The 25,871-nt window shown below is 71.7% G+C and carries 19 protein-coding genes; 6 read left to right on the forward strand and 13 right to left on the reverse strand.

Going from position 1 to position 25,871, the window contains the following annotated elements; genetic code table 11:
- Window positions 1–61 precede the first annotated feature (61 nt).
- From ABZ192_RS09400 to ABZ192_RS09420, 5 genes are all read right to left on the reverse strand, one after another.
- Window positions 62–2,062, reverse strand: coding sequence for a glycosyltransferase family 2 protein (locus ABZ192_RS09400; protein ID WP_356923926.1), 2,001 nt, complete (start codon window positions 2,060–2,062; stop codon window positions 62–64).
- Between the two features lie 194 nt (window positions 2,063–2,256).
- Window positions 2,257–3,417, reverse strand: coding sequence for an acyl-CoA dehydrogenase family protein (locus ABZ192_RS09405; RefSeq protein WP_356923927.1), 1,161 nt, complete (start codon window positions 3,415–3,417; stop codon window positions 2,257–2,259).
- Between the two features lie 14 nt (window positions 3,418–3,431).
- On the reverse strand, window positions 3,432–4,373 hold the full coding sequence (locus ABZ192_RS09410) for a hydroxymethylglutaryl-CoA lyase (protein WP_356923928.1): 942 nt from the start codon (window positions 4,371–4,373) through the stop codon (window positions 3,432–3,434).
- Entirely contained in the window at window positions 4,370–6,298 is a 1,929-nt protein-coding gene (locus ABZ192_RS09415) for a biotin carboxylase N-terminal domain-containing protein (RefSeq protein WP_356923929.1), read from the reverse strand. Before ABZ192_RS09415 ends, ABZ192_RS09410 begins: the two co-directional genes overlap by 4 nt.
- Before the next feature lie 14 nt (window positions 6,299–6,312).
- The gene (locus tag ABZ192_RS09420) at window positions 6,313–7,929 is read right to left on the reverse strand and encodes a carboxyl transferase domain-containing protein (RefSeq protein ID WP_356923930.1); all 1,617 of its coding nucleotides are present in this window, start codon (window positions 7,927–7,929) and stop codon (window positions 6,313–6,315) included.
- 86 nt (window positions 7,930–8,015) lie between these two features.
- Between ABZ192_RS09420 and ABZ192_RS09425 the strand changes: the two genes are divergently transcribed.
- Window positions 8,016–8,612: a TetR/AcrR family transcriptional regulator gene (locus ABZ192_RS09425; RefSeq protein ID WP_020273324.1), complete on the forward strand. Its 597-nt coding sequence runs from the start codon at window positions 8,016–8,018 to the stop codon at window positions 8,610–8,612.
- Window positions 8,613–8,934: 322 nt separating this feature from the next.
- On the opposite strand, the gene ABZ192_RS09430 is transcribed toward ABZ192_RS09425, so the two are convergent.
- Both ABZ192_RS09430 and ABZ192_RS09435 read right to left on the reverse strand, forming a co-directional pair.
- The gene (locus tag ABZ192_RS09430) at window positions 8,935–9,960 is read right to left on the reverse strand and encodes an esterase-like activity of phytase family protein (protein WP_356923931.1); all 1,026 of its coding nucleotides are present in this window, start codon (window positions 9,958–9,960) and stop codon (window positions 8,935–8,937) included.
- Window positions 9,961–10,012: 52 nt separating this feature from the next.
- The gene (locus ABZ192_RS09435) at window positions 10,013–10,861 is read right to left on the reverse strand and encodes a serine hydrolase (RefSeq protein ID WP_356923932.1); all 849 of its coding nucleotides are present in this window, start codon (window positions 10,859–10,861) and stop codon (window positions 10,013–10,015) included.
- A gap of 337 nt (window positions 10,862–11,198) precedes the next feature.
- Between ABZ192_RS09435 and ABZ192_RS09440 the strand changes: the two genes are divergently transcribed.
- Both ABZ192_RS09440 and ABZ192_RS09445 read left to right on the forward strand, forming a co-directional pair.
- Window positions 11,199–11,828, forward strand: a complete 630-nt coding sequence (locus ABZ192_RS09440; protein ID WP_356923933.1) for a hypothetical protein — start codon at window positions 11,199–11,201, stop codon at window positions 11,826–11,828.
- A 151-nt stretch (window positions 11,829–11,979) separates the two neighbouring features.
- Window positions 11,980–12,393 (forward strand): ATP-binding protein, encoded by a 414-nt coding sequence (locus ABZ192_RS09445; RefSeq protein WP_356923934.1) that lies wholly within the window; start codon window positions 11,980–11,982, stop codon window positions 12,391–12,393.
- 106 nt (window positions 12,394–12,499) lie between these two features.
- Here the strand turns inward: ABZ192_RS09445 and ABZ192_RS09450 are convergent, their stop codons facing one another.
- From ABZ192_RS09450 to ABZ192_RS09465, 4 genes are all read right to left on the reverse strand, one after another.
- The gene (locus ABZ192_RS09450) at window positions 12,500–12,742 is read right to left on the reverse strand and encodes a DUF6411 family protein (RefSeq protein WP_356923935.1); all 243 of its coding nucleotides are present in this window, start codon (window positions 12,740–12,742) and stop codon (window positions 12,500–12,502) included.
- Window positions 12,743–12,873: 131 nt separating this feature from the next.
- Window positions 12,874–14,559 (reverse strand): thiamine pyrophosphate-binding protein, encoded by a 1,686-nt coding sequence (locus tag ABZ192_RS09455; RefSeq protein ID WP_356923936.1) that lies wholly within the window; start codon window positions 14,557–14,559, stop codon window positions 12,874–12,876.
- Window positions 14,556–15,539 carry an agmatinase gene (gene speB / locus ABZ192_RS09460; protein ID WP_020273332.1) on the reverse strand — a complete coding sequence of 328 codons (984 nt, stop codon included), beginning with the start codon at window positions 15,537–15,539 and terminating at the stop codon, window positions 14,556–14,558. Before speB ends, ABZ192_RS09455 begins: the two co-directional genes overlap by 4 nt.
- Before the next feature lie 76 nt (window positions 15,540–15,615).
- Window positions 15,616–17,079 carry a sodium:solute symporter gene (locus ABZ192_RS09465; RefSeq protein WP_356923937.1) on the reverse strand — a complete coding sequence of 488 codons (1,464 nt, stop codon included), beginning with the start codon at window positions 17,077–17,079 and terminating at the stop codon, window positions 15,616–15,618.
- 128 nt (window positions 17,080–17,207) lie between these two features.
- Between ABZ192_RS09465 and ABZ192_RS09470 the strand changes: the two genes are divergently transcribed.
- Both ABZ192_RS09470 and ABZ192_RS09475 read left to right on the forward strand, forming a co-directional pair.
- Window positions 17,208–18,938, forward strand: coding sequence for a PucR family transcriptional regulator ligand-binding domain-containing protein (locus ABZ192_RS09470; RefSeq protein WP_356923938.1), 1,731 nt, complete (start codon window positions 17,208–17,210; stop codon window positions 18,936–18,938).
- Window positions 18,939–19,031: 93 nt separating this feature from the next.
- On the forward strand, window positions 19,032–19,820 hold the full coding sequence (locus ABZ192_RS09475; protein WP_356923939.1) for a phosphatase: 789 nt from the start codon (window positions 19,032–19,034) through the stop codon (window positions 19,818–19,820).
- Here the strand turns inward: ABZ192_RS09475 and tesB are convergent.
- Together tesB and ABZ192_RS09485 are read right to left on the reverse strand one after the other, a co-directional pair.
- Complete coding sequence (gene tesB, locus ABZ192_RS09480) at window positions 19,813–20,703, reverse strand: acyl-CoA thioesterase II (RefSeq protein ID WP_356923940.1); 891 nt, start codon at window positions 20,701–20,703, stop codon at window positions 19,813–19,815. The two genes, ABZ192_RS09475 and tesB, sit on opposite strands and share 8 nt — an antisense overlap.
- A gap of 45 nt (window positions 20,704–20,748) precedes the next feature.
- Entirely contained in the window at window positions 20,749–21,906 is a 1,158-nt protein-coding gene (locus ABZ192_RS09485; RefSeq protein WP_086565197.1) for an acyl-CoA dehydrogenase family protein, read from the reverse strand.
- 175 nt (window positions 21,907–22,081) lie between these two features.
- On the opposite strand from ABZ192_RS09485, the gene ABZ192_RS09490 reads away from it, so the two are divergent.
- Window positions 22,082–25,801 (forward strand): ABC transporter ATP-binding protein, encoded by a 3,720-nt coding sequence (locus tag ABZ192_RS09490; RefSeq protein WP_356923941.1) that lies wholly within the window; start codon window positions 22,082–22,084, stop codon window positions 25,799–25,801.
- Window positions 25,802–25,871 lie beyond the last annotated feature (70 nt).

A 25,871-nucleotide genomic window follows, 5' to 3' on the forward strand; every position in this document is an offset into this window, starting at 1 on the left:
GTGATCCGGATCACGAAGAGACGTGCCGAGGGGCGGGCCGAAGCTCCGGCAGGGGCTCCGCCTACGGCTTGAGACGGCGCGTCACGGCCCGGACCAGGCCGATACGGGCGACCTGAAGGGCGAACTCCTGTCCGTGTCGTCCCGGGGCAGGCTTCGCGAACCAGGGGAGGCCGCGGCGACGCCACTTGGCGGGCGCCAGGTTCCCGGGAATCGGTGGCAGATCCAACGACCAGGCGTCCAGCCGCAGTTGTCCCGTCCACAGCCCGGCCGGCAGCTCGGTGACCGGAACCCGTACGACGAAGTCGCCGCCGGCCTGTGACGCGGTGCGGGCGGGGAAGACGGCGGTTCCGCCCCGGCCGTCCTGAAGGTGGACGGCGAGGGCGCCGTCCGGGAAGGCGGCCAGCGTGCACCGGCCGGCCAACTCCAGTTCCGTCGACGAGCCCGGGGCCCATCGCACGCTGCGCAGGCTCAGTCGCGGCAGCACCGCGTGCTTGCGTTCACCGATGTCGAGCGTGAAGTTGCCGTGGGGTGTGGTGGTGTACAGCGTCACGGCACGGGCCTCGCCGCCGCCGTCCACGATGTGCGTTGCCGACGCGCCCGAGACCCCGCCGTCCCGCTTGCTGCCGATCCGCACCTCGCGGGAGACGCCCTGGGCGCCGATCGTGAGAGAAATGTCCCAGAGCCCGTCGGGGAGAGGGCCGCCGTCACCGGCGGTGGTGATGTCGACGGACGCCTCGAAACCGGCCTGTTCGTAGAGATACCGCCCCTCGTCCTCCTCCTTGCCGAGCCCCGGAGTCGCGGTGTGCCTGACCGGAAGCCGGTACTCCGTGCCACTGGCCCGCTCGCGCAGGACGAGCTCGGTGGAAACGTCCTCGGTGGCGACCCGGTGCAGATAGCCGTGGCCGGCCAGGTGCAGCGTGGTGCCGCGCAACTCGGCGCGGGTGACGTGATGGCGCACGCCGAGCTGGCGGGTCACGTCGTAGCAGGAGTCGGGGATGCCGCGGGACGGGTCGCGGAGGTAGGGGTAACGCGCGTAGGCGCGGCCGCCGTCGACCAGGACGGGCGTTGCCGCACCGCTCCTCGCCGGCTCGCGCTCGAACCGGACCAGTTCGAGCAGTTCGTCCAGCATGGTGTGGCGTACGAGGTGCAGGCGCAGGCGGGCCATCGCCGACAGCCGGTCGTTCAGCGCCTCGTGCCAGAGCGGGGCGATGACCTCGGCGAGCCGGGCCAGGGCCTTCTCTTGCTCGGGGCGGAGCTCGTGCACCAGGTGGTCGAGGAGCTGCTGCACCTCCACGGTCAGGTGCCGGTGCGCCAGGTGGTCACGGCCGGGGCCGGGCGGCACCTGTTCGAGGAGCATGTCGACCACGCGGGGCAGGAAACGCAGCCGGGGTTCGCAGCCGCCGGTCCGCAGGGTGATGTTGCCGCTGTCCTCGCGTTCGACCCAGAACAGGCAGTCGTAGTCGGCGAGTACGGAGATTCCGTCCGCGTGCAGATAGGCGGAGCCGACGAAGAGCTGGTCCTCGCCGATCTTCAGGTCCGTCGGGAACCGCAGTTCCAGCCGCTCCAGCAGCTCGCGGCGGAACAGTTTCATGGGATTGAGGGTCCAGTACACGCGGGACGAGAAGACGTCCGTCCGCGGCTGGTTGCGCCGGAACATCGAGGTGGGCGCCCCGCGTCCGCCGACTCCCACCATCTTGCCGAGCACGATGTCGGTCCGGTTCTCCTCGGCCATGGCCACCATGCGTTCCAGGGCCTCGGGGCCCAGGTAGTCGTCGGCGTCCAGGAAGAAGACGAACGTCCCACGGGCGTGGTCGAGTCCTTTGTTGCGCGGTGCTGACGGTCCGCCGGAATTCTCCTGGTGAAATACGCGCAACAGCTCCGGGTATTCCCCGGCCAGCCGGTCGAGTTCCTCACCCGTGCCGTCGGTCGAACCGTCGTCGACCGCGATGACTTCCACCGCGTCCCGGCCGATGCTCTGCTCGGCGACGGAGGTAATACAGCGTGTGAGATAAGGCATCGCATTGTACGCAGCGATAATCACCGAAACGGCAGGGCCGGCCATCGTGATGCTCCCCCGGAGGAACGAGGCACGCCCCGTTCTCCGGCGTGGTCAGCGCCGGTGCTCTCTCGGCACGGGGAACAGCGCCATGTGATCTGTGAAGATGACATGGATTATATGTGCCCACTGGGTGACTTCCCTCCGGGGGAGGCCGGCGGCTCACGCGATGGTCGGCGCAGGCCGCCGGGCCGGGGGGATCAGCTGATCAGCCCCAACTCCCGGGCGATCAGCATCCGCTGGACCTCGCTCGTGCCCTCGCCGATTTCCAGGATCTTGGAGTCGCGCCACATGCGGGCGACCGGGTACTCGTTCATGAAGCCGTAGCCGCCGTGGATCTGGGTGGCCTCGCGGGCGTTGTCCACGGCGATGGTGGAGGAGTGGAGCTTGGCCAGGGCCGCCTCCTTCTTGAAGGGGGCGCCGGAGACCAGGCGGGCCGCCGCGTCGCGCCAGGCGAGGCGGGCCGTGTGGGCCTTCATCTCCATGTCGGCGATCTTGAACTGGATGGCCTGGTTCGCGGCGATCGGCTTGCCGAAGGCGTGGCGTTCCTTGGCGTACTTGACGGATTCGTCGACGCAGCCCTGGGCCAGGCCGGTGGCCAGTGCCGCGATGGCGATGCGGCCCTCGTCGAGGATGCGGAGGAACTGGGCGTAGCCGCGGCCCTCCTCGCCCAGGAGGTTCGCCGCCGGGACCCGCACGTCCGAGAAGGACAACTCGCGGGTGTCCGAGGCGTTCCAACCGACCTTCGAGTACGGGGCCGCGATCGTGAAGCCCGGGGTGCCGGACGGGACGATGATCGAGGAGATCTGCGGCTTGCCCTCCGGGGTGCGGCCCGTGACCGCCGTGACCGTCACCAGGCCCGTGAGGTCCGTGCCCGAGTTGGTGATGAAGCACTTCGTGCCGTTGATCACCCACTCGTTCGTCGACTCGTCCAGGCGGGCCGTCGTGCGGGTCGCGCCCGCGTCGCTGCCGCCGTCCGGTTCCGTCAGGCCGAACGCGCCCAGGAGTTCGCCGGAGCAGAGACGGGGCAGCCATTCCTGTTTCTGGGCCTCCGTGCCGTAGCGGAAGACCGGCATCGCGCCGAGCGAGACGCCGGCTTCGAGCGTGATGGCCACCGAGGAGTCGACCCGGGCCAGTTCCTCCAGGGCCACGCCCAGCGCCAGGTAGTCGCCGCCCATGCCGCCGTACTCCTCGGGGAACGGCAGCCCGAACAGGCCCATGCGGCCCATCTCCCGGACGATCTCGTACGGGAACTCGTGCCGCTCGTAGAAGTCGCCGATCTTCGGCGCCACCACCTCGTGCGCGAACTCCTCGACGGTGCGGCGGAGTTCCTCCAACTCGGGGGGCAGGCGGTAGTCCATGGTGATCACTGCTCCTAGGTGTCCTCGTGGGACAGGGCTCGGACGGTGCGGGACGGGCTGGGTCGGCCCAGGTGGGCGGCCATCCACGCGCTCGTGGCGACGAGGCGGCCGAGGTCGATTCCGGTGTCGATGCCGAGGCCCCGCAGCATCCACACGAGGTCTTCGGTGGCCAGGTTGCCGGTCGCCGACTTCGCGTACGGGCAGCCGCCCAGGCCGCCCGCGGAGGCGTCGACCGTCGTCACGCCCTGCTGGAGTGCGGCGAGCGTGTTGGCGAGAGCCTGGCCGTAGGTGTCGTGGAAGTGGACGCCCAGGGCGGACGGCGGGACGCCCGCCTCGTCCAGCGCGGCGAGGAGCGCGACCACATGGCCCGGGGTCGCCACGCCGATCGTGTCGCCCAGGCTCAGCTCGTCGCAGCCCATGTCCAGGAGAGCCTTGCAGACCCGGACGACCTGGGGGATCGGGACCGCGCCTTCCCAGGGGTCGCCGAAGCACATGGAGAGGTAGCCGCGGACATGGACGCCCGCCGCCTTAGACCGGGCCACCACCGGGTCGAACATCGCCAGGGCCTCGTCCACCGTGCGGTTGAGGTTGGCCTTGGCGAAGGACTCCGTGGCGCTGGCGAAGACCGCCACCCGCCGCGCGCCCAGCGCCAGCGCGCGGTCCAGTCCGCGTTCGTTCGGCACCAGCACCGGGAGTGCCACCGGGAGGTCGCCGACCAAGGGGTAGAGCTGCTCCGCGTCCGCCAGTTGCGGGACCCACTTGGGGTGGACGAAGCTCGTCGCCTCGATCGTCGTCAGGCCCGCTTCGGCCAGACGGCGGATGAACTCCGCCTTGACGTCGGTGGGGACCGTCGCCTTCTCGTTCTGCAGGCCGTCGCGTGCGCCCACCTCGTGGATGCGGACGCGGGTGGGCAGGTCCGCGGTCGGGACCACCATCGGGAGACCGTCGACGGTCATTTCTCCGCCTCCTCCTGCGCCCCCTCGTGCGGTGCGATGACCGCCAGCACCTGGTCCATGGCGACCGTCGAGCCCGGGGTCACGTCCAGTTCCGTGACCTTGCCGGCGTGCGGGGCGGAGATGACGTGCTCCATCTTCATCGCCTCCACCACCAGCAGGCTCTGGCCCGCCGTCACCTCGTCGCCGACGGCGACCTTCACCACCGTCACCGTGCCCGGCATGGGCGCTGTCAGCGAGTCGGCGCCCGCGTGGGCCGCGCGGCTCAGGGACGCGGCCACCGGGTCGTGGTCGCGGACGTGCCAGGCGTCGCCGTCGCGGCCGAGCCAGTCGGCGGCGCGGTGGAAGGTGTGGCGGACGCCGTCCAGCGTGACGGAGACCCGGTCGTCGGTGACCGTGGCGGTGCCGCGCGGGGTGTACTCCAGGGGGTCCTGGATCCTGAGGTGGAAGGCGGGCGGTTTGTGCTCCCCGCCGAGCCGCCAGCCGCTGGGGACCGAGAAGGGGTCCGTCCAGCCGCCCGGCTCGGGCCGGAGCGCCTCCAGGCGTACCACCGCTGCCGCCTCGTAGACCTCCTCGGGTACGTCCGTGGACACCAGGTCCTCCACCTCGCGCTCGACCAGGCCGGTGTCCAGGTCGCCGGCGACCACCGCCGGGTGGGCGAGCAGCCGGCGCAGGAAGCCGGCGTTGGTCTGCACCCCGAGCGTGACCGTCTCCGCCAGGGCCGAACGGAGCTTGCGCAGGGCGGTCGCGCGGTCGGGGCCGTACGCGATGACCTTCGAGAGCATCGGGTCGTAGAGGCTGCCGACCTCCGTGCCCTCCGTGAGGCCCGAGTCGGTGCGGATGCCGTCGCCCTGCGGTTCGCGGAGCCGCAGGATCGTGCCGCCGGAGGGGAGGAAGCCGCGCGCCGGGTCCTCGGCGCAGATACGGGCCTCCACGGCGTGGCCGGTCAGCCGTACGTCCGCCTGGGTGAAGCCCAGAGGCTCGCCGGCCGCCACGCGCAGCTGCCACTCGACCAGGTCCAGGCCCGTGATCAGCTCCGTGACCGGGTGCTCCACCTGGAGGCGGGTGTTCATCTCCATGAAGTAGTACGACGACGGGTCGGTGCCGGGGACGATGAACTCCACCGTGCCCGCGCCCCGGTAGCCGCAGGAGCGGGCCGCCTGGACCGCCGCCTCGCCCATGGCGGCGCGCGTCTCCTCGTCGAGGAGGACGCTCGGCGCCTCCTCGATGATCTTCTGGTGGCGGCGCTGGAGGGAGCACTCGCGCTCCCCGAGGTGGACGACGTTCCCATGTCCGTCGGCCAGGACCTGGATCTCGATGTGGCGGGGGCGGTCGATCCAGCGCTCCACCAGGAGCGTGTCGTCGCCGAAGGAGGCGCGGGCCTCGCGGCGGGCCGCGGCGATCTCCTCCTCCAGCCGGGTCAGGTCCCGCACCAGGCGCATGCCCTTGCCGCCGCCGCCCGCGCTCGGCTTCAGCAGCACGGGTGCACCCAGTTCGCGGGCCGCGTCGGCCAGTTCAGGGTCGCGGCCGCCGGGGACCACGGGCACTCCGGCCGCCCGGACCGTCTCCTTGGCGCGGATCTTGTCGCCCATGGGGGAGATCGCGTCCGCCGGAGGGCCGATGAAGACCAGACCGGCCTCGGCGCAGGCGCGTGCGAAGGCGGCGTTCTCGGCGAGGAAGCCGTAGCCGGGGTGGACGGCCTGGGCGCCGGTGCGGGCCGCGGCCTGCAGCAGGCGCTCCACCGACAGGTAGCTCTCGGACGCGGGGGCCGGGCCGATCCGCACCGCCGTGTCCGCCTCGCGGACATGCCGGGCGTCGGCGTCCGCGTCGGAGAAGACGGCCACCGAGCGCACGCCCATCGACCGCAGCGTACGGATGACCCGTACGGCGATCTCGCCCCGGTTGGCCACCAGCACTGTCTCGAACATCGTCGTCCGTCCCCTCACATCCGGAAGACGCCGAACTGGGGGTCACCCAGGGGCGCGTTGGCGCACGCGGTCAGGGCCAGGCCCAGGACCTGGCGGGTGTCCAGCGGGTCGATCACACCGTCGTCCCAGAGGCGGGCCGTCGCGTAGTAGGCGTTGCCCTGGCGCTCGTACTGGTCGCGGATCGGGGCCTTGAAGGCCTCCTCGTCCTCCGCCGGCCAGGACTCGCCGCGGGCCTCCAGCTGGTCCCGCTTGACGGTCGCGAGGACCGACGCGGCCTGCTCCCCGCCCATGACCGAGATCTTGGCGTTCGGCCACATCCACAGGAAGCGGGGGGAGTACGCCCGGCCGCACATCGAGTAGTTGCCCGCGCCGTACGAGCCGCCGACCACCACCGTCAGCTTCGGTACGCGGGTGCAGGCCACGGCCGTGACCATCTTGGCGCCGTGCTTGGCGATGCCGCCCGCCTCGTAGTCCTTGCCGACCATGAACCCGGAGATGTTCTGCAGGAACACCAGGGGGATGCCGCGCTGGTCGCACAGCTCGATGAAGTGGGCGCCCTTCTGGGCGGACTCGGAGAACAGGATGCCGTTGTTGGCGACGATGCCCACCGGGTGGCCGTGGATCCGGGCGAAGCCCGTCACCAGGGTCTGGCCGAACTCGGACTTGAACTCGGCGAAACGGGAGCCGTCGACGACCCGGGCGATGATCTCGCGCACGTCGTACGGGGTGCGGGAGTCGACCGGGACAGCGCCGTAGAGGCCGTGCGGGTCGACCTTGGGTTCCGTCGCCTCCGTGACCTCCCAGGGGAGGGGGCCGCGGGTGGGGAGGGTGGAGACGATCGTGCGGACGAGGCGGAGCGCGTGCGCGTCGTTCTCCGCGAGGTGGTCCGTGACGCCCGAGACGCGGGAGTGGACCTCGCCGCCGCCGAGCTCCTCCGCCGTGACGACCTCGCCCGTGGCCGCCTTCACCAGGGGCGGGCCGCCCAGGAAGATCGTGCCCTGGTTGCGGACGATCACCGCCTCGTCGCTCATCGCCGGGACGTACGCCCCGCCGGCCGTGCACGAGCCGAGGACGGCGGCGATCTGGGGGATGCCGGCGCCGGACATGCGGGCCTGGTTGTAGAAGATCCGGCCGAAGTGGTCCCGGTCCGGGAAGACCTCGTCCTGCATGGGGAGGAAGGCGCCGCCGGAGTCCACCAGGTAGACGCAGGGCAGGCGGTTGTCGAGGGCGACCTCCTGGGCGCGGAGGTGCTTCTTGACCGTCATCGGGTAATACGTGCCGCCCTTGACCGTGGCGTCGTTGGCGATGACCACCGTTTCGCGGCCGCTGACCCGGCCGATGCCGGCGATGACACCGGCGGCCGGGGCCTGGCCCTCGTACATCCCGTCGGCCGCGAGCGGGGCCAGCTCCAGGAAGGGCGAGCCCGGGTCGAGGAGGGTGTCGACGCGGTCGCGGGGGAGCAGCTTGCCGCGCGCGGTGTGGCGGGCGCGGGCCTTCTCGCCGCCGCCCTGCGCGGCTGCGGCCAGCTTGGCGCGCAGCTCCTCCACGAGGGCGTGGTGCGCCTCCTCGTTGGCCCGAAAGGCCTCCGACGCGGGGTCTGCCGCGCTCGTGAGCTCCGGTGCCTCGTGCATCCTGCGGTCCCCTCACCTTGTTAATGAGCGTTAACGCATTTCCTTCAGGTTAACGACCGCTAACCTCCCTGTCTAGAATTGATTTCATGGCCACGAGAACCGACGCCCCCACCCGACGCGAGCAGATCCTCAAGGAGGCTGCCCGGCTCTTCGCCGAGCGGGGCTTCCACGGGGTCGGAGTCGACGAGATAGGTGCCGCTGTCGGGATCAGCGGGCCCGGGCTGTACCGGCACTTCGCGGGCAAGGACGCGATGCTCGCGGAGCTGCTGGTGGGGATCAGCGGGCAGCTGCTGACCGGGGCGAAGCGGCGGGTGGCGGAGGCGGACGGGGGTGCGGGGGCGGAGGCGGTCCTCGACTCGCTGATCGAGGGGCACATCGACTTCGCGCTCGACGACCGGCCTCTGATCACCCTGCACGATCGGGAGCTGGATCGCCTCCGGGACAGCGACCGGAAGATGGTGCGGCAGCTGCAGCGGCAGTACGTGGAGCTGTGGGTGGGGGTGGTGCGGGAGGTGTACCCGGGGCTCGGTGAGCCTGCGGCTCGGTCGGCTGTGCACTCGGTGTTCGGGCTGCTGAACTCGACGCCGCATCTGGGGAGGGCGGGGTCTTTGCCCGGGCGGGGGGCTACGGCGGAGCTGCTGCATCGGATGGCTCGGGGGGCGTTCGCGGCGGTGGGGGTTTAGCGGGGGGTGTTCGCCCACCCGCCCGCCCGTATCTGTCGGCCAGGAGGCTGATGCCTGTGGGGGCTCCGCCCCCACACCCCCCGGGGTTCTCCCACCCGCCCGCCCGAAGCGGTCGGACAAGAGGTCGCCCCCACCCCGGGGCTCCTGCCCCGGGCCCCGGCGGGGGCTTCGCCCCCTGCGCCCCTGACCGGGGCTTCGCCCCTACGTCTTCGGCGGGGATCCCCGAGCCGCTGACAGGCCGCACCGAGTGGAGGCGCGGGCGGGATCCCCTGGTCGCGGGACGGGGGGGGCGGCCTTGGATGAGACGAGCGGCGGCGTGCGGCTACGAGGTCAGCCTCACCCGTAGGGCGTAGAAGCGGGTCGTCTGGGTCTCGTTCTCGTTGTCGTCGCTGGCGAGGAGGACCTTCAGGGTGTTGTTCCTGCGGCTCGTGATCGTCATCGCCTCGATGTTGTCGAGGAGGGGATTCGGCTGGGGTTGTTTGGCCGTGGCTCCGAGGGAGGGGCAGGTCGAGAGGTCGGTGAGGAGGGTTTTGTCGATCAGGCGGGCCTCGGGGCGCGCCGGCAGGGTGTCGAGGCCGCTCGTGTCCGTCGCCCCTCGCGGGTCGGCCAGGTAGAGGCGGACCGTGTTGCCCACGCCGGAGGTGAAGCCGCGCTCCAGGACCAGGAGGCGGCCGTCGGGGGTCGCCTGGACCTCGGGGACGCCCAGGCCGGGGTCCGTGCGGTAGGCGTACTGGGCGGCGAGGGCGAAGTGGCCGTGCGGCGTCCTGCGCCAAGTCTGGAAGCGGACGGTCGTCGCGTCGTCGCCGGAGAGCGCGTACTCCATGGAGGCCAGCAGGGTGCGGCCGCCGGGGAGCAGGGTCAGGCCCTCGAAGGTGCCGTTGGGCCGGGCGCGGCCCGCGGGGCTCACCCGCAGGGCGTCCGGGACCGGGAGGCGGTCGCGGAGCCTGCCGGTGCGGGAGTAGCGCCGGATGGAGGGCTCCGTCTCGGAGGAGACGAGGTACGTGCCGTCGCGGGCGACGACCAGGCCCTCGGAGTCGAGCGCGGTGCCCTGCTCGTCGGCGAGCGGGATCACGGACCGGGGCTTCAGCGTCCTCGCGTCCAGGCGGAAGAGGGAGGAGCGGTCGGAGAGGGCGGCCAGGGAGCCGTCGGTGTCCATGGCGAGTGCCGAGAGGTTGCCGACGTAGGTGTTTTCGTACGTCGTCTTGTCCAGCGCGTCGGAGAAGCCGTCGATGGAGACGGCCGGCGAGCAGGCGTGCTGCGTGTGCGCCTGGGCGGGGCCGACGGCGGTCAGGCATGTGGCCGCCGCAAGGCCCGCGGTGAGCAGGGCGAGGTGGGTTCTCAGGGGCATGGCGTCACGGTAGGGCGGGCCGGTGACGCCGGGTAGGACGCGTGGTGAAGGGTCAGCTCGCGGCCAGGTCCTTGTGGATGACCTTGGCCACGGCCTGAATGGTCGCGATGCCGTAGTTCATGGTGCTGTTGCCGTGGGTGAGCACGGTCATCATGTAGTCGTGGCCGCCGCCCTTGAACGCGCCGACACTGTGCACCCGCCAGCCGTTCGTGGAGCGTTGCAGCCAGCCGTTCTTCACGGCCACGGTGACGCCGGACGGCACTCCGTACGGCGTGCCCCAGCGCTGGGACGAGACGACCTGCCCCATCAACTTGAGGATGTAGGCGCGGGAGTTGTCGCTCAGGACCGCGTTCTTGGCCGTCAGGAGCTTCAGCAGCTTCTGCTCGTCGGTGACGGTGATCTGCGTCAGGCCCCAGTAGCCGTTCGCGCCGGGCTTGGTCTGGGTCATGCCGGCGGCGCTGAGGAAGCCCTTGATCTTCGTCATGCCGAGCTGCTTCCACAGGGTGGAGGTCGCGGCGTTGTCCGACTTGGTGATCATGGCCTTGGCGAGGGTGTTCTCGCGGTCGGTGAGATACCGGTTGTGCTTCTTCGCGTCCCACAGCAGCGTGGCGAGGACGGTGACCTTGACGACGCTGGCCGAGTCGTAGGCGGAACTCGCGCGCAGGGTGCACGTCGTGTTGGTGCTGCGGTCGTAGAGGCCGACGGCGACGGTGCCCTTGCGGGTGGCCAGCGCGGCGGTGATGTCCTTCTTCAGCTTGGCGGCCAGCCCGGCCTTGGCGGACGTACAGGTCACGGCCGGCGTGGCGGCGGCCGCGGGCGTGGCGGCGACGAGCGGCACGAGCACACCCGTACCCACGGCCACCGCCAGCACTCTCGCGCGGCGGGATATCCCAGAAGTCATGCACCCATGACTCATCGAGGCGGGGGAAAAGTTGTGCGACTTGGTGAAGACTTGTGCGAGTCGTTACCGGGGTGCCGGGCGGTTTCACAGGGTGGGCCCAATTTCGGCACATTCGGCACAGGGGCCGCAAGTCAGGGTTGTTCGCCACCACCCTCGGCCCGGCCGTTCCACTGACCCCTGCTGAAACTCTTGACGGGGCCTTTCCCGCCGGGATACTTGCGGTCGACAGCGCGTCAACTTCCCCGCCAGCAAAGCGAATTGGCTACCGCTGTCCGAGATCCCGAACGTCGTACGAAGTTTCGCAAGCTTTCGACGGCCCCCCACAGGAGGATCCTCAATGAGCCCACGCAAGGCCCTCACAGCCGCCCTGACGGCCGCACTCCTGGCCGGCCCGGGTGTCGCCCAGGCCGCCACCACCCCCGAGACCACCTCCCAGGTCACCTCCGCAACCGCCCCCGCCCCCGCCCGCGAACGCGCCGCCGCGGCCACCATCACCTGGTCCCTCGTGCGGGCGAGCAACCCCACCGAGGACCAGCGCACCGCCTACGACGCCATCACCCGGGCCATGAACGCAGCGGTGGCCCGCTACAACAACCTCAGTGATCTGGGCAAGACCATCACCGTCCGCTACGAGCCGGGTGTCCCCACCGCCGACGGCAACATCAACGGGACCATCCGCTTCGGCAGCAACCGCAGCTACATGACCGAGCGGACGGCCCTGCACGAGATCGCCCACACCATCGGCGTGGGCACCAGCTCGGGATGGTCCCGCCTCGGCGGCAGCGGCACCTGGACCGGCGGGCAGGCGACCGCGCTGGTCAAGCAGTACGACGGCTCCGGCGCGAAGATCTCCACCGGCGGCGGCCACTTCTGGCCCTACGGCCTGAACTTCGAGAACGAGATGTCGAACACGGCGGCCGACCGCCACGTCCACCTCGTCGCCGCGATGGTCCGCGACGGCCTGTAGGCCGTGTTCGAACCCGTGCTTGAGAAGTAATTGGCATGTGGGGTGGGCCGGCCGGAATGTCGCGGGCGGCCCACCGCGTCGTGTCTGTCGAGGAGGGCGCCGGGTACCCGGTTCCTTCACGTGTGGGGCCGAGGGAGAAGAGGTCGAGGCCGTGGCGGTGAAGGCGATGGGATGGGCGCACTCGTTCCCCATGTCCGAGGGAGTACGCGCCGGGCGGGAGTGGACCCGCAGGCGTCTCGAATCCCTGCCCTGGGCCGCTGCGGAGCCGGACACGGTGGACTCCATCGTGCTGGCCGTGTCCGAGCTGATCACCAATGCGCACATCCACGCGCACAGCGACGCGCACCTGGTCCTCACCTGGGACGGCGACTGCCTTCATGTGAGCGTCCACGACGAGGACCCGACGCTGCCGCGCCCGCGCGAAGCGGAGCCGGGGGCTGTCTCCGGCCGCGGAGTGGCGATCGTGCGGAAGCTCGCCGATGAGTGGGGGATGCGGTGCCGGCGGAACGGCAAGACGGTGACGGCATGCTTCCGCCCCGCCGATACCGATACCGATACACGATGACGCGGGGCGAGCCCCTTCCGGTTGGGAGGGAGGGGCTCGTGACGGCCTCGCGGTCCTTGCCGGCTCAGGCTCCCGCTCGGCCCGCGCCGTAGGTCAGAGCCGTAGGTCAGAAGGGCATGCGGCCGCGGGAGCGGCGCCCTGCCGAACCGCTGCGGCTCACCGCGCGCGAACTGCTGTGGAACGGCTTGCTGAAGAGCCGGCCCAGAATGCCGGGCGCCTTGCCACCGACCCGGGCACCGGCACCGAGGGTACGTTGCGTGCCGCGTTCGGGGTGGCGGGAGAGGCGGGGGACGAGGAAGGCCAGGACGGCCAGGACCACACACCCGACGATGACGGCGGCGACTACCATGATCAGCTCCCCTTCGCTGGTGGACGGATACATGGGTGCCCCGCTTGGCCCCGCCCATGTGAGGAGCGAAGACTGCGGCCTTTCTCGAACGCGGCCTTTCTCGAACGAGCCCTGGCCGGACCGGCCGGGGCTCAGTCCAGGTGCGTCGGTGCGAACATCCGCAGCACAGCCGGGAGCAGGACCACCGAGGGCCCCGGCGACGCGAGTTGCTTCGCGAGGTCCTGCTCCAGGTTCTCCGGGGTCGTACGGACCCCGGGCACGCCGAAGGACTCCGCCAGTGCCACGTAGTCCGGCCGGGTCAGTTCCGTCGCCGTCGCCTCGCCGAACGCGTCGGTCATGTACTCGCGCAGGATGCCGTAGCCGCCGTCGTCGACGATCAGCCAGGTGACGTTCAGGCCGTACTGGCGGGCCGTCGCCAGCTCGGCGATCGAGTACAGGGCGCCGCCGTCACCGGAGACGGCGAGGACGGGCCGGGTCGGGTCGGCCACCGCCGCGCCGAGTGCCGCCGGGAAGGCGTAACCGAGGCCGCCCGCGCCCTGGGCCGAGTGCATGTGGTTGGGGCCCTTGGCGTCGAAGGCCGACCAGGCCCAGTACGCGAGGATCGTCATGTCCCAGAAGGACGGGGAGTCGGTGGGGAGGGCCCTGCGGACGGAGGCCAACACATCCTGTTCCAGGGTGAGTTCCTGGGTGGCGATGCGTTCGGCGACCTTCGCGAGGAGTGCGCGCACGCGCTCCGGCGCCGTCGGGTCCTGCCGCTCGGAGACCGTCTCCAGCAGTGCCTGCAGCGCGAGACGGGCGTCCGCGTGGATGCCCAGGGCGGGGTGGTTGGACTCCAGCTTGCCGAGGTCGGCCTCGATCTGGACGACCCGGCCGCGAGGCTTGAACGTGTGGTAGTTCGAGGAGAGTTCGCCCAGTCCCGAGCCGACGACGAGGAGGACGTCCGCGTCCTCCAGGAAGTCCGTGGTGTGGCGGTCCTCGATCCAGGACTGGAGTGACAGCGGATGCGTCCAGGGGAAGGCGCCCTTGCCGCCGGGCGTCGTGACGACCGGCGCCTGAAGCGTCTCGGCCAACTGGCGCAGCTTCTTGGACGCGTCCGCCCGGACGACTCCACCGCCCGCGATGATCACCGGACGGGCCGCCTTCGACAGCAGGTCGGCGGCCACGGCGGTCAGTTCGGGGCGCGGCGGCAGTTCCTCGGGGAAGGCGTCGCCGCCGGTCACCGCCGGGATCGCCGTCTCGGCGAGCAGCACGTCCTGCGGGATCTCCACCCACACCGGGCCGTGCGGGGCGCTCAGCGCCGACTTCCAGGCCGCCTCGATGGCGGACGGGATCTGCGACGGGGTGCGGACGGTGTGGACCGACTTCACCACGCCCCGGAACGAAGCCGCCTGGTCGGGCAGTTCGTGCAGATAGCCGTGGCGGCCGCCGCCGAGCCCGGCCGTCGGGACCTGGCTGCTGATCGCCAGGACGGGGGCGCTGGCCGCGGCCGCCTCCTGGAGCGCCGCCAGCGAGGTCAGCGCTCCCGGCCCCGTCGACAACAGCAGGGGCGCCGCCTCACCCGTGATCCGGCCGTACGCGTCCGCCGCGAACCCGGCGTTGTTCTCCACCCGCAGGCCGATGTACCGGAGGTCGGAGCGGCGCAGCGCGTCGAACATGCCGAGGGCGTGCTGGCCGGGCAGTCCGAAGACGGTCGTCGCGCCCAGCGCGGCCAGCGTCTCCACGACCAGGTCTCCGCCGGTGCGGCCGGGGGGAGGGTTCAGGGCGGCCTCCGTCTGGGCGGGCGTCGGGCGGAGTACCAGGTCGTGGTCGTGAGTCACTGCGCTTCCGAGTCCTTCCGGGCCGCGGCGATCTGGCGCGACATGATCGTGGTCAGTTCGTACGCCGTGTGGGACGCGGCCACCGACGTGATCTCCGCGTGATCGTACGCGGGGGCCACCTCGACGACGTCCGCCGAGACCAGGTTGCAGGACGCCAGCCCGCGCAGGATCTCCAGCAGCTCGCGCGAGGTCATGCCGCCGGCCTCGGGCGTGCCCGTGCCGGGCGCGTGGGCCGGGTCGAGGCAGTCGATGTCGATGGAGATGTACAGCGGCCGGTCGCCGATGCGCTGGCGGAGCTGGTCGGCGACCTCGTCGGCGCCGCGCCGGTAGACGTCCGCCGAGGTGACGATGCCGAAGCCCATCTTCTCGTCGTCGGTCAGGTCCTGCTTGCCGTAGAGCGGGCCGCGCGTGCCGACGTGGGACAGGGCGGAGGTGTCGAGGATGCCCTCCTCGACCGCGCGGCGGAACGGGGTGCCGTGCGTGTACTCGGCGCCGAAGTAGGTGTCCCAGGTGTCGAGGTGGGCGTCGAAGTGCAGCAGGGCCACCGGGCCGTGCTTCTTCGCCACCGAGCGCAGCAGGGGCAGCGCGATGGTGTGGTCGCCGCCGAGGGTCATCAGGCGGGCGCCCGTCCCGAGCAGGTCGTCCGCCGCCGCCTCGACGGTCTCGACGGCCTCGTTGATGTTGAACGGGTTGACGGCGATGTCCCCGCCGTCCGCGACCTGGGCGAGGGCGAACGGGGAGGCGTCCTGCGCCGGGTTGTACGGGCGCAGCAGCCGGGACGCCTCGCGGATCGCGTTGCCGCCGAAGCGGGCGCCCGGCCGGTACGAGACACCCGAGTCGAACGGCACGCCCACCACGGCGACATCGGCCCGTCCGCCGACCTCGTCGAGCCGGGGCAGCCGGGCGAAGGTCGCGGGACCGGCGTACCGCGGGACGCGGGAGGAGTCGACGGGCCCGCGGGGAGTCTCGTTGCTGCTCATGAGGAAATGCCTTCTCTCCTACGCTTCATCGTGTATGTACTGCTGTGTGCTGCTATATGCGGACTGCTCTACGACTCTACTGGGGAGCCGCGACCGGTTCGGACGCGAGTTCGGGGGACCGTCCGGCGAGCCGCTCGCGCCAGGCGGCGAGGACGGCGGCGTCGGTGGCGGGGGTGGCCAGCGAGACGATCACGTACGCGGCGAGTGAGGCGAGCAGGCCGTAGTAGACGGGCTCGTTGGCGAGGATGCCGTGGGTCGCCATCAGCACGATGACCGCGAGTCCGCCGACCACGACCGAGGCGAGGGCGCCGTACACCGTGCCCCGCTTCCACACCAGCCCGCCGAGGATCGGCACGAGCAGTCCGCCGACGAGGAGGTTGTAGGCGACGGTCAGCGCCTGCACGACGTCGTCGATCGCGATGGCCGTGCCGATGACGGCGATCCCCATGAGCAGGATGAAGGCGCGGTTGCCCTTCACCTCGTCATGGTCGCCGGAAGGTGCCGTGCCGAGCCCCCGCAGCCGGGACCAGATGTCGTTGTTGGCGACGGTGGCGCAGGCGATCAGCGCGCCGGAGGAGGTGGACATCACCGCGGCCAGGGCGGCGGCGAGCACCAGGCCCCGGACTCCGACGGGCAGTTCGTCCTTCACGATGGTGGCGAAGGCGTCGTCCGCGCTGCCGAGCTTCGGGTACAGCACCTTGGCCGCCGTACCGATGACGGCACCGGCGAGGGCGTACGCGAGGCAGTAGGTGCCGGCGATCGTCCCGCCCCACCGGGCGGTCCGGTCGCTGCGGGCGGTGAACACGCGCTGCCAGATGTCCTGCCCGATGAGCATGCCGAAGGTGTAGATCAGCACGTAGGTGAAGATCGTCTCGCCGCCGATGCCGAGCGGGTCGAAGTACCCGGTGGGCAACTGGGCCTGCATCTCGGCGAACCCGCCCGCCTTCACGACGGCGATCGGCAGCAGCAGGAGCAGCACGCCGATGGTCTTCACGACGAACTGCACCATGTCCGTCAGGGTGATCGACCACATTCCGCCGAGGGTGGAGTACGCGACGACGATCGAGCCGCCGAGGACGATCGCGAGCGAGCGGTTCATGTCGAACAGGACGTCGAAGATCGTGGCGTAGGCGATGGTCGAGGTCACCGCGAGCATGAGGGTGTACGCCCACATGACGACCCCGGAGATGATGCCGGCCCGGCCGCCTCCGTAGCGCAGGTCGAGCATCTCGGAGACGGTGTAGACCTTCAGCCGGGCGATGCGGGCGGAGAAGAAGACGGAGAGGGCGAGCAGGCCGAGGCCGATGGTGAAGACCATCCAGGCGCCGGACAGGCCGTACTGGTAGCCGAGGCCCACACCGCCGATGGTGGAGGCGCCGCCGAGGACGATCGCCGCCATGGTGCCGGAGTACATGGCCGGGCCGAGGCGGCGGCCGGCCACCAGGAACTCGCTCTTGGAGCGGGCGCGGCGCATGCCCCACCAGCCCATGGCGAGCATCCCGGCCAGGTAGACGACGATCACGAGGTAGTCGACGGCCATGGGGCCTCCTTCGCACACGCTCGCTCGTGGGGACGAGGTTGACGAGGACTGACCCTAGGTGGCCGGAAAGCGACTGCGAAGTGTACGTTTCATCCACTGGAGCGGCGCTGGCTGGAGGAAACGCACACATGCCGGATTCGACGGTTCCCCCCACGCCTCCCGTTCCGCTGTCCGCTCTCCTGGCCCGCGAGGACCTGGCCCTGCGCCGGATCGCCGGCCCGGACGACCCCGGCACCGCCGTCCACTGGGTGCACACCTCGGAGATGGCGGACCCGTATCCGTATCTGCTGGGCGGGGAACTGCTGCTCACGGCGGGTGTGCACATCCCCGAGGCGGCGGGGTCGGGCACGTACTTCGACGACTACGTGGCCCGGATCGTGGCGGCGGGCGGCGCGGCCCTCGGCTTCGGGGTGGCGCCGGTGCACGACACGGTGCCGAGGGCGCTGGTCGCGGCGTGCGAGAGATACGGCCTGCCGCTGCTGGAGGTGCCGCCGCAGACCACCTTCTCGGGCGTGGCCCGCGCGGTCTGGCAGCTGATGGCCCGCGCCCGCCTGGCCGAGCTCCGCCGCGTCACGGAGGCCCAGCAGAGCCTCGCCTCGGCCGCCTCCCGCCCCGACCCGGTCCCCTCGGTCCTCCGGCAGCTCGCCCAGCGGCTGGGGGGCTGGGCGGTGCTGTACGGCCCGGAGGGGGCGGAGATCGCGGGGGCGGGCCGGGAGCCCGGGGCGGAGGTGGGCTCGGCGCTGGCCGAGCTGGCGGGGGTGGTGCGGCCGGCGGAGGCGGGGGCTGGGCTGCCTGCGGGCACGCCGAGTGCGGGGGCCGGACGGCCCACCCCGGGCGCGCGGCCTCCGGCCGAGACCGCGCGGGCGGGCGGGGCGACGCAGCCGGGCGGGCCTGCCGAGGCCGGACGCCTGGGCGGGTCCGCCGACAATCGGCGCTCTCGGCCTCGTGGCGAGGCCACCGACGCAGGCCACCCCCAGCCTCAACCGGCCGGCCGACCCTCGCCCTCACCTCAGCCCCCGACGCCCACTCCCCCCAATCGCCCCCACCCCACCTCAGCCACCGACACCGTCTCCGGAACCCACCTCGCCGCCTACGCCCTCGGTGCCGGGCGCGGATTCGTGCTCGGGGTGGCCGCCCCGGGACGCGCCCCGGGGGACCACACCATCGTGTCCGTCGCCGCCGTGCTGCTGTCCCTCCTCACCGGGGAGCAGCAGAGCGGCACCGGTGCCGCCCGCTCCTCGGCGCTGGTGCGGCTGCTGCTGGGGGCCACGCCCGAGGACGTCGCGCCACTGCTCGGGGAGGGCCGGCGGTGGGTCGTCGTGCACGCCCGTCCCGACGGGGAGGGCGTGCCCGACGCCGTCGCGGCCTCCGCGCTGGGGGCAGCGCTCGGATCCGCCCTGGTCGATCCGGCGGGTGAGGTCGTCCGGGTCCTGGTCCCGGCCGACCGGGCACCGGAGCCGCTGCCCGGCTGGACCCTGGGCGTCAGCGCCGACGTCACCCCGGAGGACTGGTCCGCCGCCGACACCCAGGCGGCCCGCGCCCTGGCCCGGGCCCGCGCCACCCGCGCCCCGCTGCTCCGGCACGGCCCGCGCCCCGCCCTCGCCGACCTCGTCCCGCCCGGCGAGGCGGCGGCCCACGCCCGCACCCTGCTCGCGCCCGTCGCGGCCCACCCCGCGCTCCCCGAGACCCTGCTCACCTGGCTGTCCCTGCACGGCAGTTGGGACCGCACGGCCGTCGCCCTGTCCGTGCACCGCAACACCGTGCGGCAGCGCATCGCCCGCTGCGCGACCCTGCTGGAGGCGGACCTCGACGACCCGGACGTCCGCATGGAACTCTGGTTCGCGCTGCGGCACATCTGAGTACGTGAGCGGGGTCCCGCCGAGTACGTGACGCACATCCCAGCGTGCGATACGCCAGGGCCGCCCCCAGTCGGCTGCTCCACAATGGTTGTCATGCCGATACCCGGGACACCCAGCCGCGCCGAACTCGTCGACCACCTCGTCAGGACGCGCATCGCGGGCGACGTCGCCACTCCCCGCGAGAACAACCTCTCCCACTACCGCCAGCTGGCCAACGGCAACCGCCACTACTGGCTGGGCCTGGAACTCGGCGACCGCTGGAGCGACGAGCAGGACGTCCTCGCGGTGATGGCGGAACGGGTCGGTGTGAACGACGACCCCGAGTACCGGTACGGCCAGGACACCATCGATCCCGAGCTGACCATCGCGGCCCTGGACCGGCTCGCCGGGCGGCTGCGCAAGGCGGCCGACGGGCAGCAACGGGTGCTGTTCGCCACCGGCCACCCCGGCGGCCTGCTCGACGTGCACCGCGCGACCGCGGCGGCCCTGCGCGCGGCCGGCTGCGAGATCGTCGTCATCCCGGAGGGGCTGACGACGGAGGAGGGCTACGTCATGCAGTTCGCGGACGTGGCGGTGCTGGAGCACGGCGCCACCCTGTGGCACACCCACTCGGGCGAGCCGATGAAGGCCATCCTGACCGCCCTGGAGCGCGAGGGCCGCCCGCTGCCCGACCTGGTCGTCGCCGACCACGGCTGGGCGGGCTACGCGGGACAGCACGGCGTGGACTCCGTCGGCTACGCCGACTCCAACGACCCGGCCCTCTTCCTCGCCGAGGCCGAGGGCACCGTGCAGGTGACGGTGCCCCTCGACGACCACGTGGTCAGCCCCCGCCACTACGACCCGATGACGGCGTACCTGCTGGCGGAGGCGGGCCTCAGCTAGTGCCCTTGGTGCCCGGCTCGCGCGGGACGCGGACCACGCCCTCCTGGATCACCGTGATGGCCAGCCGTCCGTCCTGCGTGTAGATGCGGGCCTGTCCCAGTCCCCGGCCGCCGTACGCGGACGGGGACTCCTGGTCGTAGAGCAGCCACTCGTCGGCGCGGAACGGCCGGTGGAACCACATCGCGTGGTCGAGGGAGGCGCCGACGACGTCCCCGACGGCCCAGCCGCCCCGCCCGTGCGCGAGCAGCACGGAGTCGAGCAGCGTCATGTCGGAGACGTACGTGGCGAGGACGACGTGCAGCAGCGGGTCGTCGGCCAGCTTGCCGTTGGTCCGGAACCACACCTGGGAGTGCGGCTCGCGCGGCTCGCCGAACTTCCCGTACGGCGGCTCGTCGACGTAGCGCAGATCGACGGCGGCGCGCGCCTCCAGGAACCTCTCCACGACCTCCGGGTCGAGGTGCCCGTATCCGCGCAGCCGCTCCTCACTGGTGGGCAGCGTGGCGGGATCGGGGGCGTCCGGCATGCGCTCCTGGTGGTCCAGCCCGTCCTCGTACACCTGGAACGACGCCGAGAGGTGGAAGATCGGCTTGCCGTGCTGGACGGCGACCACCCGGCGGGTGGTGAAGGAGCGGCCGTCGCGGATCCGGTCGACGGTGTAGACGATGGGCGCGCCGGGATCGCCGGGGCGCAGGAAGTACGCGTGGAGGGAGTGCGCGGGCCGGTCCTCGGGGACCGTGCGCCCGGCGGCGACGAGCGCCTGGGCCGCGACCTGCCCGCCGAAGACCCGGGGGACAACGGCGGACCGGGACCGGCCGCGGAAGATGTCCTCCTCGATCTGCTCCAGGTCGAGCAGATCGAGGAGGTCCTGTAGTGCCTGACTCATGGGGTAGTTGTACCGGCCAGTGATCGCGTACCGGTGACGGGGGCCTTACAGGCCCATGTCCTTGGCGATGATCGACTTCATGATCTCGCTGGTGCCGCCGTAGATGCGGTTGACGCGGTTGTCCGCGTACAGGCGGGCGATCGGGTACTCGTTCATGTAGCCGTAGCCGCCGTGCAGCTGGAGGCAGCGGTCGATGACGCGGTGGGCGACCTCGGTGCAGAACAGCTTCGCGGAGGCGGCCTCGGCGGGCGTGAGCTCACCGGCGTCGAGGGCCTCGGTCGCGCGGTCGGCGACGGCCTCGGCCGCGTCCACCTCGGCCTGGCAGGCGGCCAGCTCGAACTTGGTGTTCTGGAAGTGCGCGACCGGCTTGCCGAAGACCGTGCGCTCCTGCACGTACTGCTTGGCGAACCGGACGGCGGCCTTGGCCTGGGCGTAGGCGCCGAAGGCGATGCCCCAGCGCTCGGAGGCGAGGTTGTGGCCGAGGTAGTAGAAGCCCTTGTTCTCCTCGCCGAGGAGGTCCTCGACGGGCACCTTGACGTCGACGAACGCCAGCTCGGCGGTGTCGGAGGTCTTCAGGCCGAGCTTGTCGAGCTTGCGGCCGACCGAGTAGCCCTCGGACTTGGTGTCGACGGCGAAGAGGGAGATGCCGTGGCGGCGGTCCTCGGCGGTCGGGGCGGCGGTCCGGGCGCAGACGATCACACGGTCGGCGTGCACACCGCCGGTGATGAAGGTCTTGGCGCCGTTGAGGACGTAGTGCGTGCCGTCCTCGCTCAGCTTGGCGGTGGACTTCATGCCCGCGAGGTCGGAACCGGTGCCCGGCTCCGTCATCGCGATGGCCCACATCTCCTCGCCGGTGACGAACTTCGGCAGGTAGCGCTTCTTCTGCTCGTCGGTGGCGAGCATCTTGATGTAGGGCAGGGCGAGCAGCACGTGCACGCCGGAGCCGCCGAACTGGACACCCGCGCGGGCGGTCTCCTCGTAGAGCACGGCCTCGAACTTGTGCGACTCCAGGCCGGCACCGCCGAACTCCTCGGGCACGTTGATGCCGAAGATGCCCAGCTCACCGAGCTTGTAGTAGAAGTCGCGGGGTGCCTGGCCCGCCGCGAACCACTCGTCGTACACCGGTACGACCTCGGCCTCGATGAAGGCGCGGATGGTCTCCCGGAACGCCTCGTGATCCTCGTTGAACACCGTACGGCGCACGCCGCCACCTCCAGGGACCTCAGCTGTCTAAGCGCTTGCTCAGACTAAGATACCGGCGAGTATCAACGACCGTCCAGGGTGGGCGCGGGGTAACGCTCGTCACGCCGCGGGATGAAAACAGCCTCCCACGGCGTTGGTGCCTTCCGGCAGACCAGGACGATCGGAGGGCGACCGCGTGACACCGCAACGGGGATGGGCACGACGACTGTGGGCCTATGCGTGGCGCCACCCGAAGGACGTCGTACTCGCCCTCGGCTCCTCCCTGGCCGGCATGGCGGTCATGGCCCTCGTCCCGCTGATCACCAAGGTGATCATCGACGACGTCATCAGCGACCACACCCGCTCCATGACCACCTGGGCCGGCCTCCTCATCGCCGCCGCACTGGTCGTCTACGTCCTCACCTACATCCGCCGCTACTACGGCGGCCGCCTCGCCCTCGATGTCCAGCACGACCTGCGGACGGAGATGTACGGGACCATCACCCGGCTCGACGGCCGCCGCCAGGACGAGCTGTCCACCGGCCAGGTCGTCGGCCGGGCCACCAGCGACCTCCAGCTGATCCAGGGCCTGCTGTTCATGCTCCCGATGACCATCGGGAACATCCTGCTGTTCCTGATCTCCCTGGGGATCATGGCGTCGCTGTCGCTGCCGCTCACCCTCGTCGCCCTGGCCGTCGCCCCCGCCCTGTGGTGGATCGCCAAGCGCAGCCGCACCCGGCTGCACCCCTCCACCTGGTACGCCCAGGCCCAGGCCGCCGCCGTCGCAGGCGTGGTCGACGGCGCCGTCAGCGGTGTCCGCGTGGTGAAGGGCTTCGGGCAGGAGGAGCAGGAGACCGGCAAGCTCAGGGACGTCAGCCGCCGCCTCTTCGCCGGGCGGCTGCGCACCATCCGCCTGAACTCCGTCTACACCCCGGCCCTCCAGGCCGTCCCCGCCCTCGGCCAGGTCGCGATGCTGGCGCTCGGCGGCTGGCTCGCGGCCGGTGGGCACATCACGCTCGGCACGTTCGTCGCCTTCTCCACCTACCTCGCCCAGCTCGTCGGCCCGGTCCGCATGCTCGCCATGGTGCTCACCGTCGGCCAGCAGGCCCGCGCCGGCACCGAACGCGTCCTGGAGCTGATCGACACCGAGCCCTCCCTCCAGGACGGCCACAAGGATCTCCCCGCCGACGCCCCGGCCACCGTCGAGTTCGACGACGTCTCCTTCGGCTACGACGACGACCGCCCCGTTCTCGACGGGCTCTCCTTCGAGATCCGCCCCGGCGAGACCCTCGCCGTCGTCGGCTCCTCCGGCTCCGGCAAGTCCACGGTCTCCCTGCTGCTGCCGCGCTTCTACGACGTCACCCGCGGTGCCGTCCTCGTCGGTGGCCACGACGTGCGCGAACTGACCCTGGAATCCCTCCGGGCCGCGATCGGGCTGGTCCCGGAGGACTCCTTCCTCTTCTCCGACACCGTCCGCAACAACATCGCCTACGGCCGCCCGGACGCCACCCAGGAGGAGATCGAGCAGGCCGCCCGCGCCGCCCAGGCGCACCGGTTCATCAGCGAGCTGCCCGACGGCTACGACACCACCGTCGGCGAGCACGGCCTCACCCTCTCCGGCGGTCAGCGCCAGCGCGTCGCCCTCGCCCGCGCCATCCTCAGCGACCCGCGCCTGCTCGTCCTGGACGACGCGACCTCCGCCGTGGACGCCCGCGTCGAGCACGAGATCCACGAGGCCCTGAAGGAGGTCATGCGGGGCCGCACCACCCTGCTGATCGCCCACCGCCGCTCCACCCTGAACCTCGCCGACCGCATCGCCGTCCTGGACGGCGGCCGCCTCGCCGACATCGGCACCCACGACGAACTCCAGCAGCGCTCCGCCCTCTACCGGCGCCTGCTCACCGACCCCGACGAGCTGGGCGCGGTCTCCCCGGGCCACACCCCGCCGGCCTGCCCCCAGGAGGACACCTCCGTACGGGACGAGCTGGACGCCGAGTTCGACGCCGAGCGCGGGGTCACCCCACGGCTGTGGAGCGGCGACCGTGAGCGCAAGGACCTCGCCCTCGCCGAGAGCCCGGCCACCCCCGAGCTCCTCGCCCAGGTGGAGGCGCTGCCCCCGGCCACCGACGCCCCCGGCGTCGACGAGAAGCAGGCCGTCCAGCCGGAGGAGTCCTACGGCCTGCGCCGGCTGCTGCGCGGCTTCGGACTGCCGCTGCTGGTCAGCCTCGGCCTGGTCGCCGTCGACGCGGGCATGGGCCTGCTGCTGCCGATCATGATCCGGCACGGCATCGACTCGGGCGTCACCCAGGCCGCGCTCGGTGCCGTGTGGGCGGCGTCGCTGCTCGCGCTGCTGACGGTGGCCGTGCAGTGGGCGGCCCAGGTCGGCGAGACCCGCATGACCGGCCGCACCGGCGAACGCGTCCTCTACTCCCTGCGGCTGAAGATCTTCGCCCAGCTCCAGCGCCTCGGGCTCGACTACTACGAGCGGGAGCTGACCGGCCGGATCATGACCCGGATGACGACCGACGTCGACGCGCTGTCGACGTTCCTCCAGACGGGCCTGGTCACCGCCTTCGTCTCGGTCGTCACCTTCTTCGGCATCATGGTCGCCCTGCTGGTGCTCGACGTGGAGCTGGCACTGGTCGTGTTCGCGACCCTGCCGCCGCTGATCATCGCCACGTACTTCTTCCGCCGCGCGAGCGTGAAGGCGTACGAACTGGCCCGTGAACGTGTCTCCGTGGTCAACGCCGACCTCCAGGAGTCGGTGTCCGGGCTGCGGATCGTGCAGGCCTTCCGGCGCGAGCGGGACGGCGGGCGGCGGTTCGCCGGGCACAGCGACAGCTACCGCCAGGCGCGCATCCGGGGCCAGTGGCTGATCTCCGTGTACTTCCCCTTCGTGCAGCTCCTGTCGTCGGTGGCGGCCGCGGCCGTGCTGATCGTGGGTGGCGCGCGGGTCGACAACGGAACGCTGGCGATCGGCTCGCTGGTGGCCTACCTGCTCTACATCGACCTGTTCTTCGCGCCCGTGCAGCAGCTGTCCCAGGTCTTCGACGGCTACCAGCAGGCGTCCGTCTCGCTGGGCCGCATCCAGGAGCTGCTCCAGGAGCCGACGTCGACGAAGTCCGCCGACGAACCCCGCGAGGTGCTGTCCCTGCGCGGGGACATCGCCTTCGAGGACGTGCACTTCGCGTACGGCGACGACGAAGAGGCCCTCGGCGGGGTCGACCTGCGCATCCCCGCCGGGCAGACCGTCGCGTTCGTCGGCGAGACCGGCGCGGGCAAGTCGACCCTCGTCAAGCTCGTGGCCCGCTTCTACGACCCCACCGGCGGCCGGGTCACCGTCGACGGCACCGACCTGCGCGCCCTCGACCTCACCTCGTACCGGCACCGTCTGGGGGTCGTCCCGCAGGAGGCGTACCTCTTCCAGGGCACCGTCCGCGACGCCATCGCCTACGGCCGCCCCGACGCCACCGACGCCGAGGTCGAGGCGGCGGCCCGGGCGGTCGGCGCGCACGAGATGATCGCCACGCTCGAGGGCGGCTACCTCCACGAGGTCGCCGAGCGCGGCCGCAACCTCTCCGCCGGCCAGCGTCAGCTCATCGCCCTGGCCCGCGCCGAACTGGTCGACCCGGACATCCTGCTGCTCGACGAGGCGACGGCCGCCCTCGACCTGGCCACCGAGGCCCAGGTCAACCAGGCCACCGACCGCCTCGCGGGCCGCCGCACCACCCTCGTCGTCGCCCACCGCCTCACCACCGCCGCCCGCGCCGACCGGGTCGTCGTCATGGACCACGGCCGGGTCGCCGAGGACGGCACGCACGAGGAGCTGCTCGCGCGCGGCGGGCGGTACGCCGAGCTGTGGCGGACGTTCATCGGCGCCGCCGAGCCGGAGGAGCCGGTCGGCGCGTCCCGGTGAGGCCCGCGACCGGCGTTTTCGTCCCGCTCGCGCAACCGTCCGACATACGCCATGCGTCCGTACACCTGTA

The sequence above is a fragment of the Streptomyces sp. NPDC006235 genome, from assembly GCF_040613735.1.
Classification (GTDB): Bacteria; Actinomycetota; Actinomycetes; order Streptomycetales; family Streptomycetaceae; genus Streptomyces.

Bases quoted from the DNA above. Each gene is read 5' to 3' on its own strand.
- ABZ192_RS09400 (WP_356923926.1), bottom strand. From the start codon at position 2,062: ATGGCCGGCCCTGCCGTTTCGGTGATTATCGCTGCGTACAATGCGATG.
- ABZ192_RS09405 (WP_356923927.1), bottom strand. From the start codon at position 3,417: ATGGACTACCGCCTGCCCCCCGAGTTGGAGGAACTCCGCCGCACCGTC.
- ABZ192_RS09410 (WP_356923928.1), bottom strand. From the start codon at position 4,373: ATGACCGTCGACGGTCTCCCGATGGTGGTCCCGACCGCGGACCTGCCC.
- ABZ192_RS09415 (WP_356923929.1), bottom strand. From the start codon at position 6,298: ATGTTCGAGACAGTGCTGGTGGCCAACCGGGGCGAGATCGCCGTACGG.
- ABZ192_RS09420 (WP_356923930.1), bottom strand. From the start codon at position 7,929: ATGCACGAGGCACCGGAGCTCACGAGCGCGGCAGACCCCGCGTCGGAG.
- ABZ192_RS09425 (WP_020273324.1), top strand. From the start codon at position 8,016: ATGGCCACGAGAACCGACGCCCCCACCCGACGCGAGCAGATCCTCAAG.
- ABZ192_RS09430 (WP_356923931.1), bottom strand. From the start codon at position 9,960: ATGCCCCTGAGAACCCACCTCGCCCTGCTCACCGCGGGCCTTGCGGCG.
- ABZ192_RS09435 (WP_356923932.1), bottom strand. From the start codon at position 10,861: ATGACTTCTGGGATATCCCGCCGCGCGAGAGTGCTGGCGGTGGCCGTG.
- ABZ192_RS09440 (WP_356923933.1), top strand. From the start codon at position 11,199: ATGAGCCCACGCAAGGCCCTCACAGCCGCCCTGACGGCCGCACTCCTG.
- ABZ192_RS09450 (WP_356923935.1), bottom strand. From the start codon at position 12,742: ATGGTAGTCGCCGCCGTCATCGTCGGGTGTGTGGTCCTGGCCGTCCTG.
- speB (WP_020273332.1), bottom strand. From the start codon at position 15,539: ATGAGCAGCAACGAGACTCCCCGCGGGCCCGTCGACTCCTCCCGCGTC.
- ABZ192_RS09465 (WP_356923937.1), bottom strand. From the start codon at position 17,079: ATGGCCGTCGACTACCTCGTGATCGTCGTCTACCTGGCCGGGATGCTC.
- ABZ192_RS09470 (WP_356923938.1), top strand. From the start codon at position 17,208: ATGCCGGATTCGACGGTTCCCCCCACGCCTCCCGTTCCGCTGTCCGCT.
- ABZ192_RS09475 (WP_356923939.1), top strand. From the start codon at position 19,032: ATGCCGATACCCGGGACACCCAGCCGCGCCGAACTCGTCGACCACCTC.
- tesB (WP_356923940.1), bottom strand. From the start codon at position 20,703: ATGAGTCAGGCACTACAGGACCTCCTCGATCTGCTCGACCTGGAGCAG.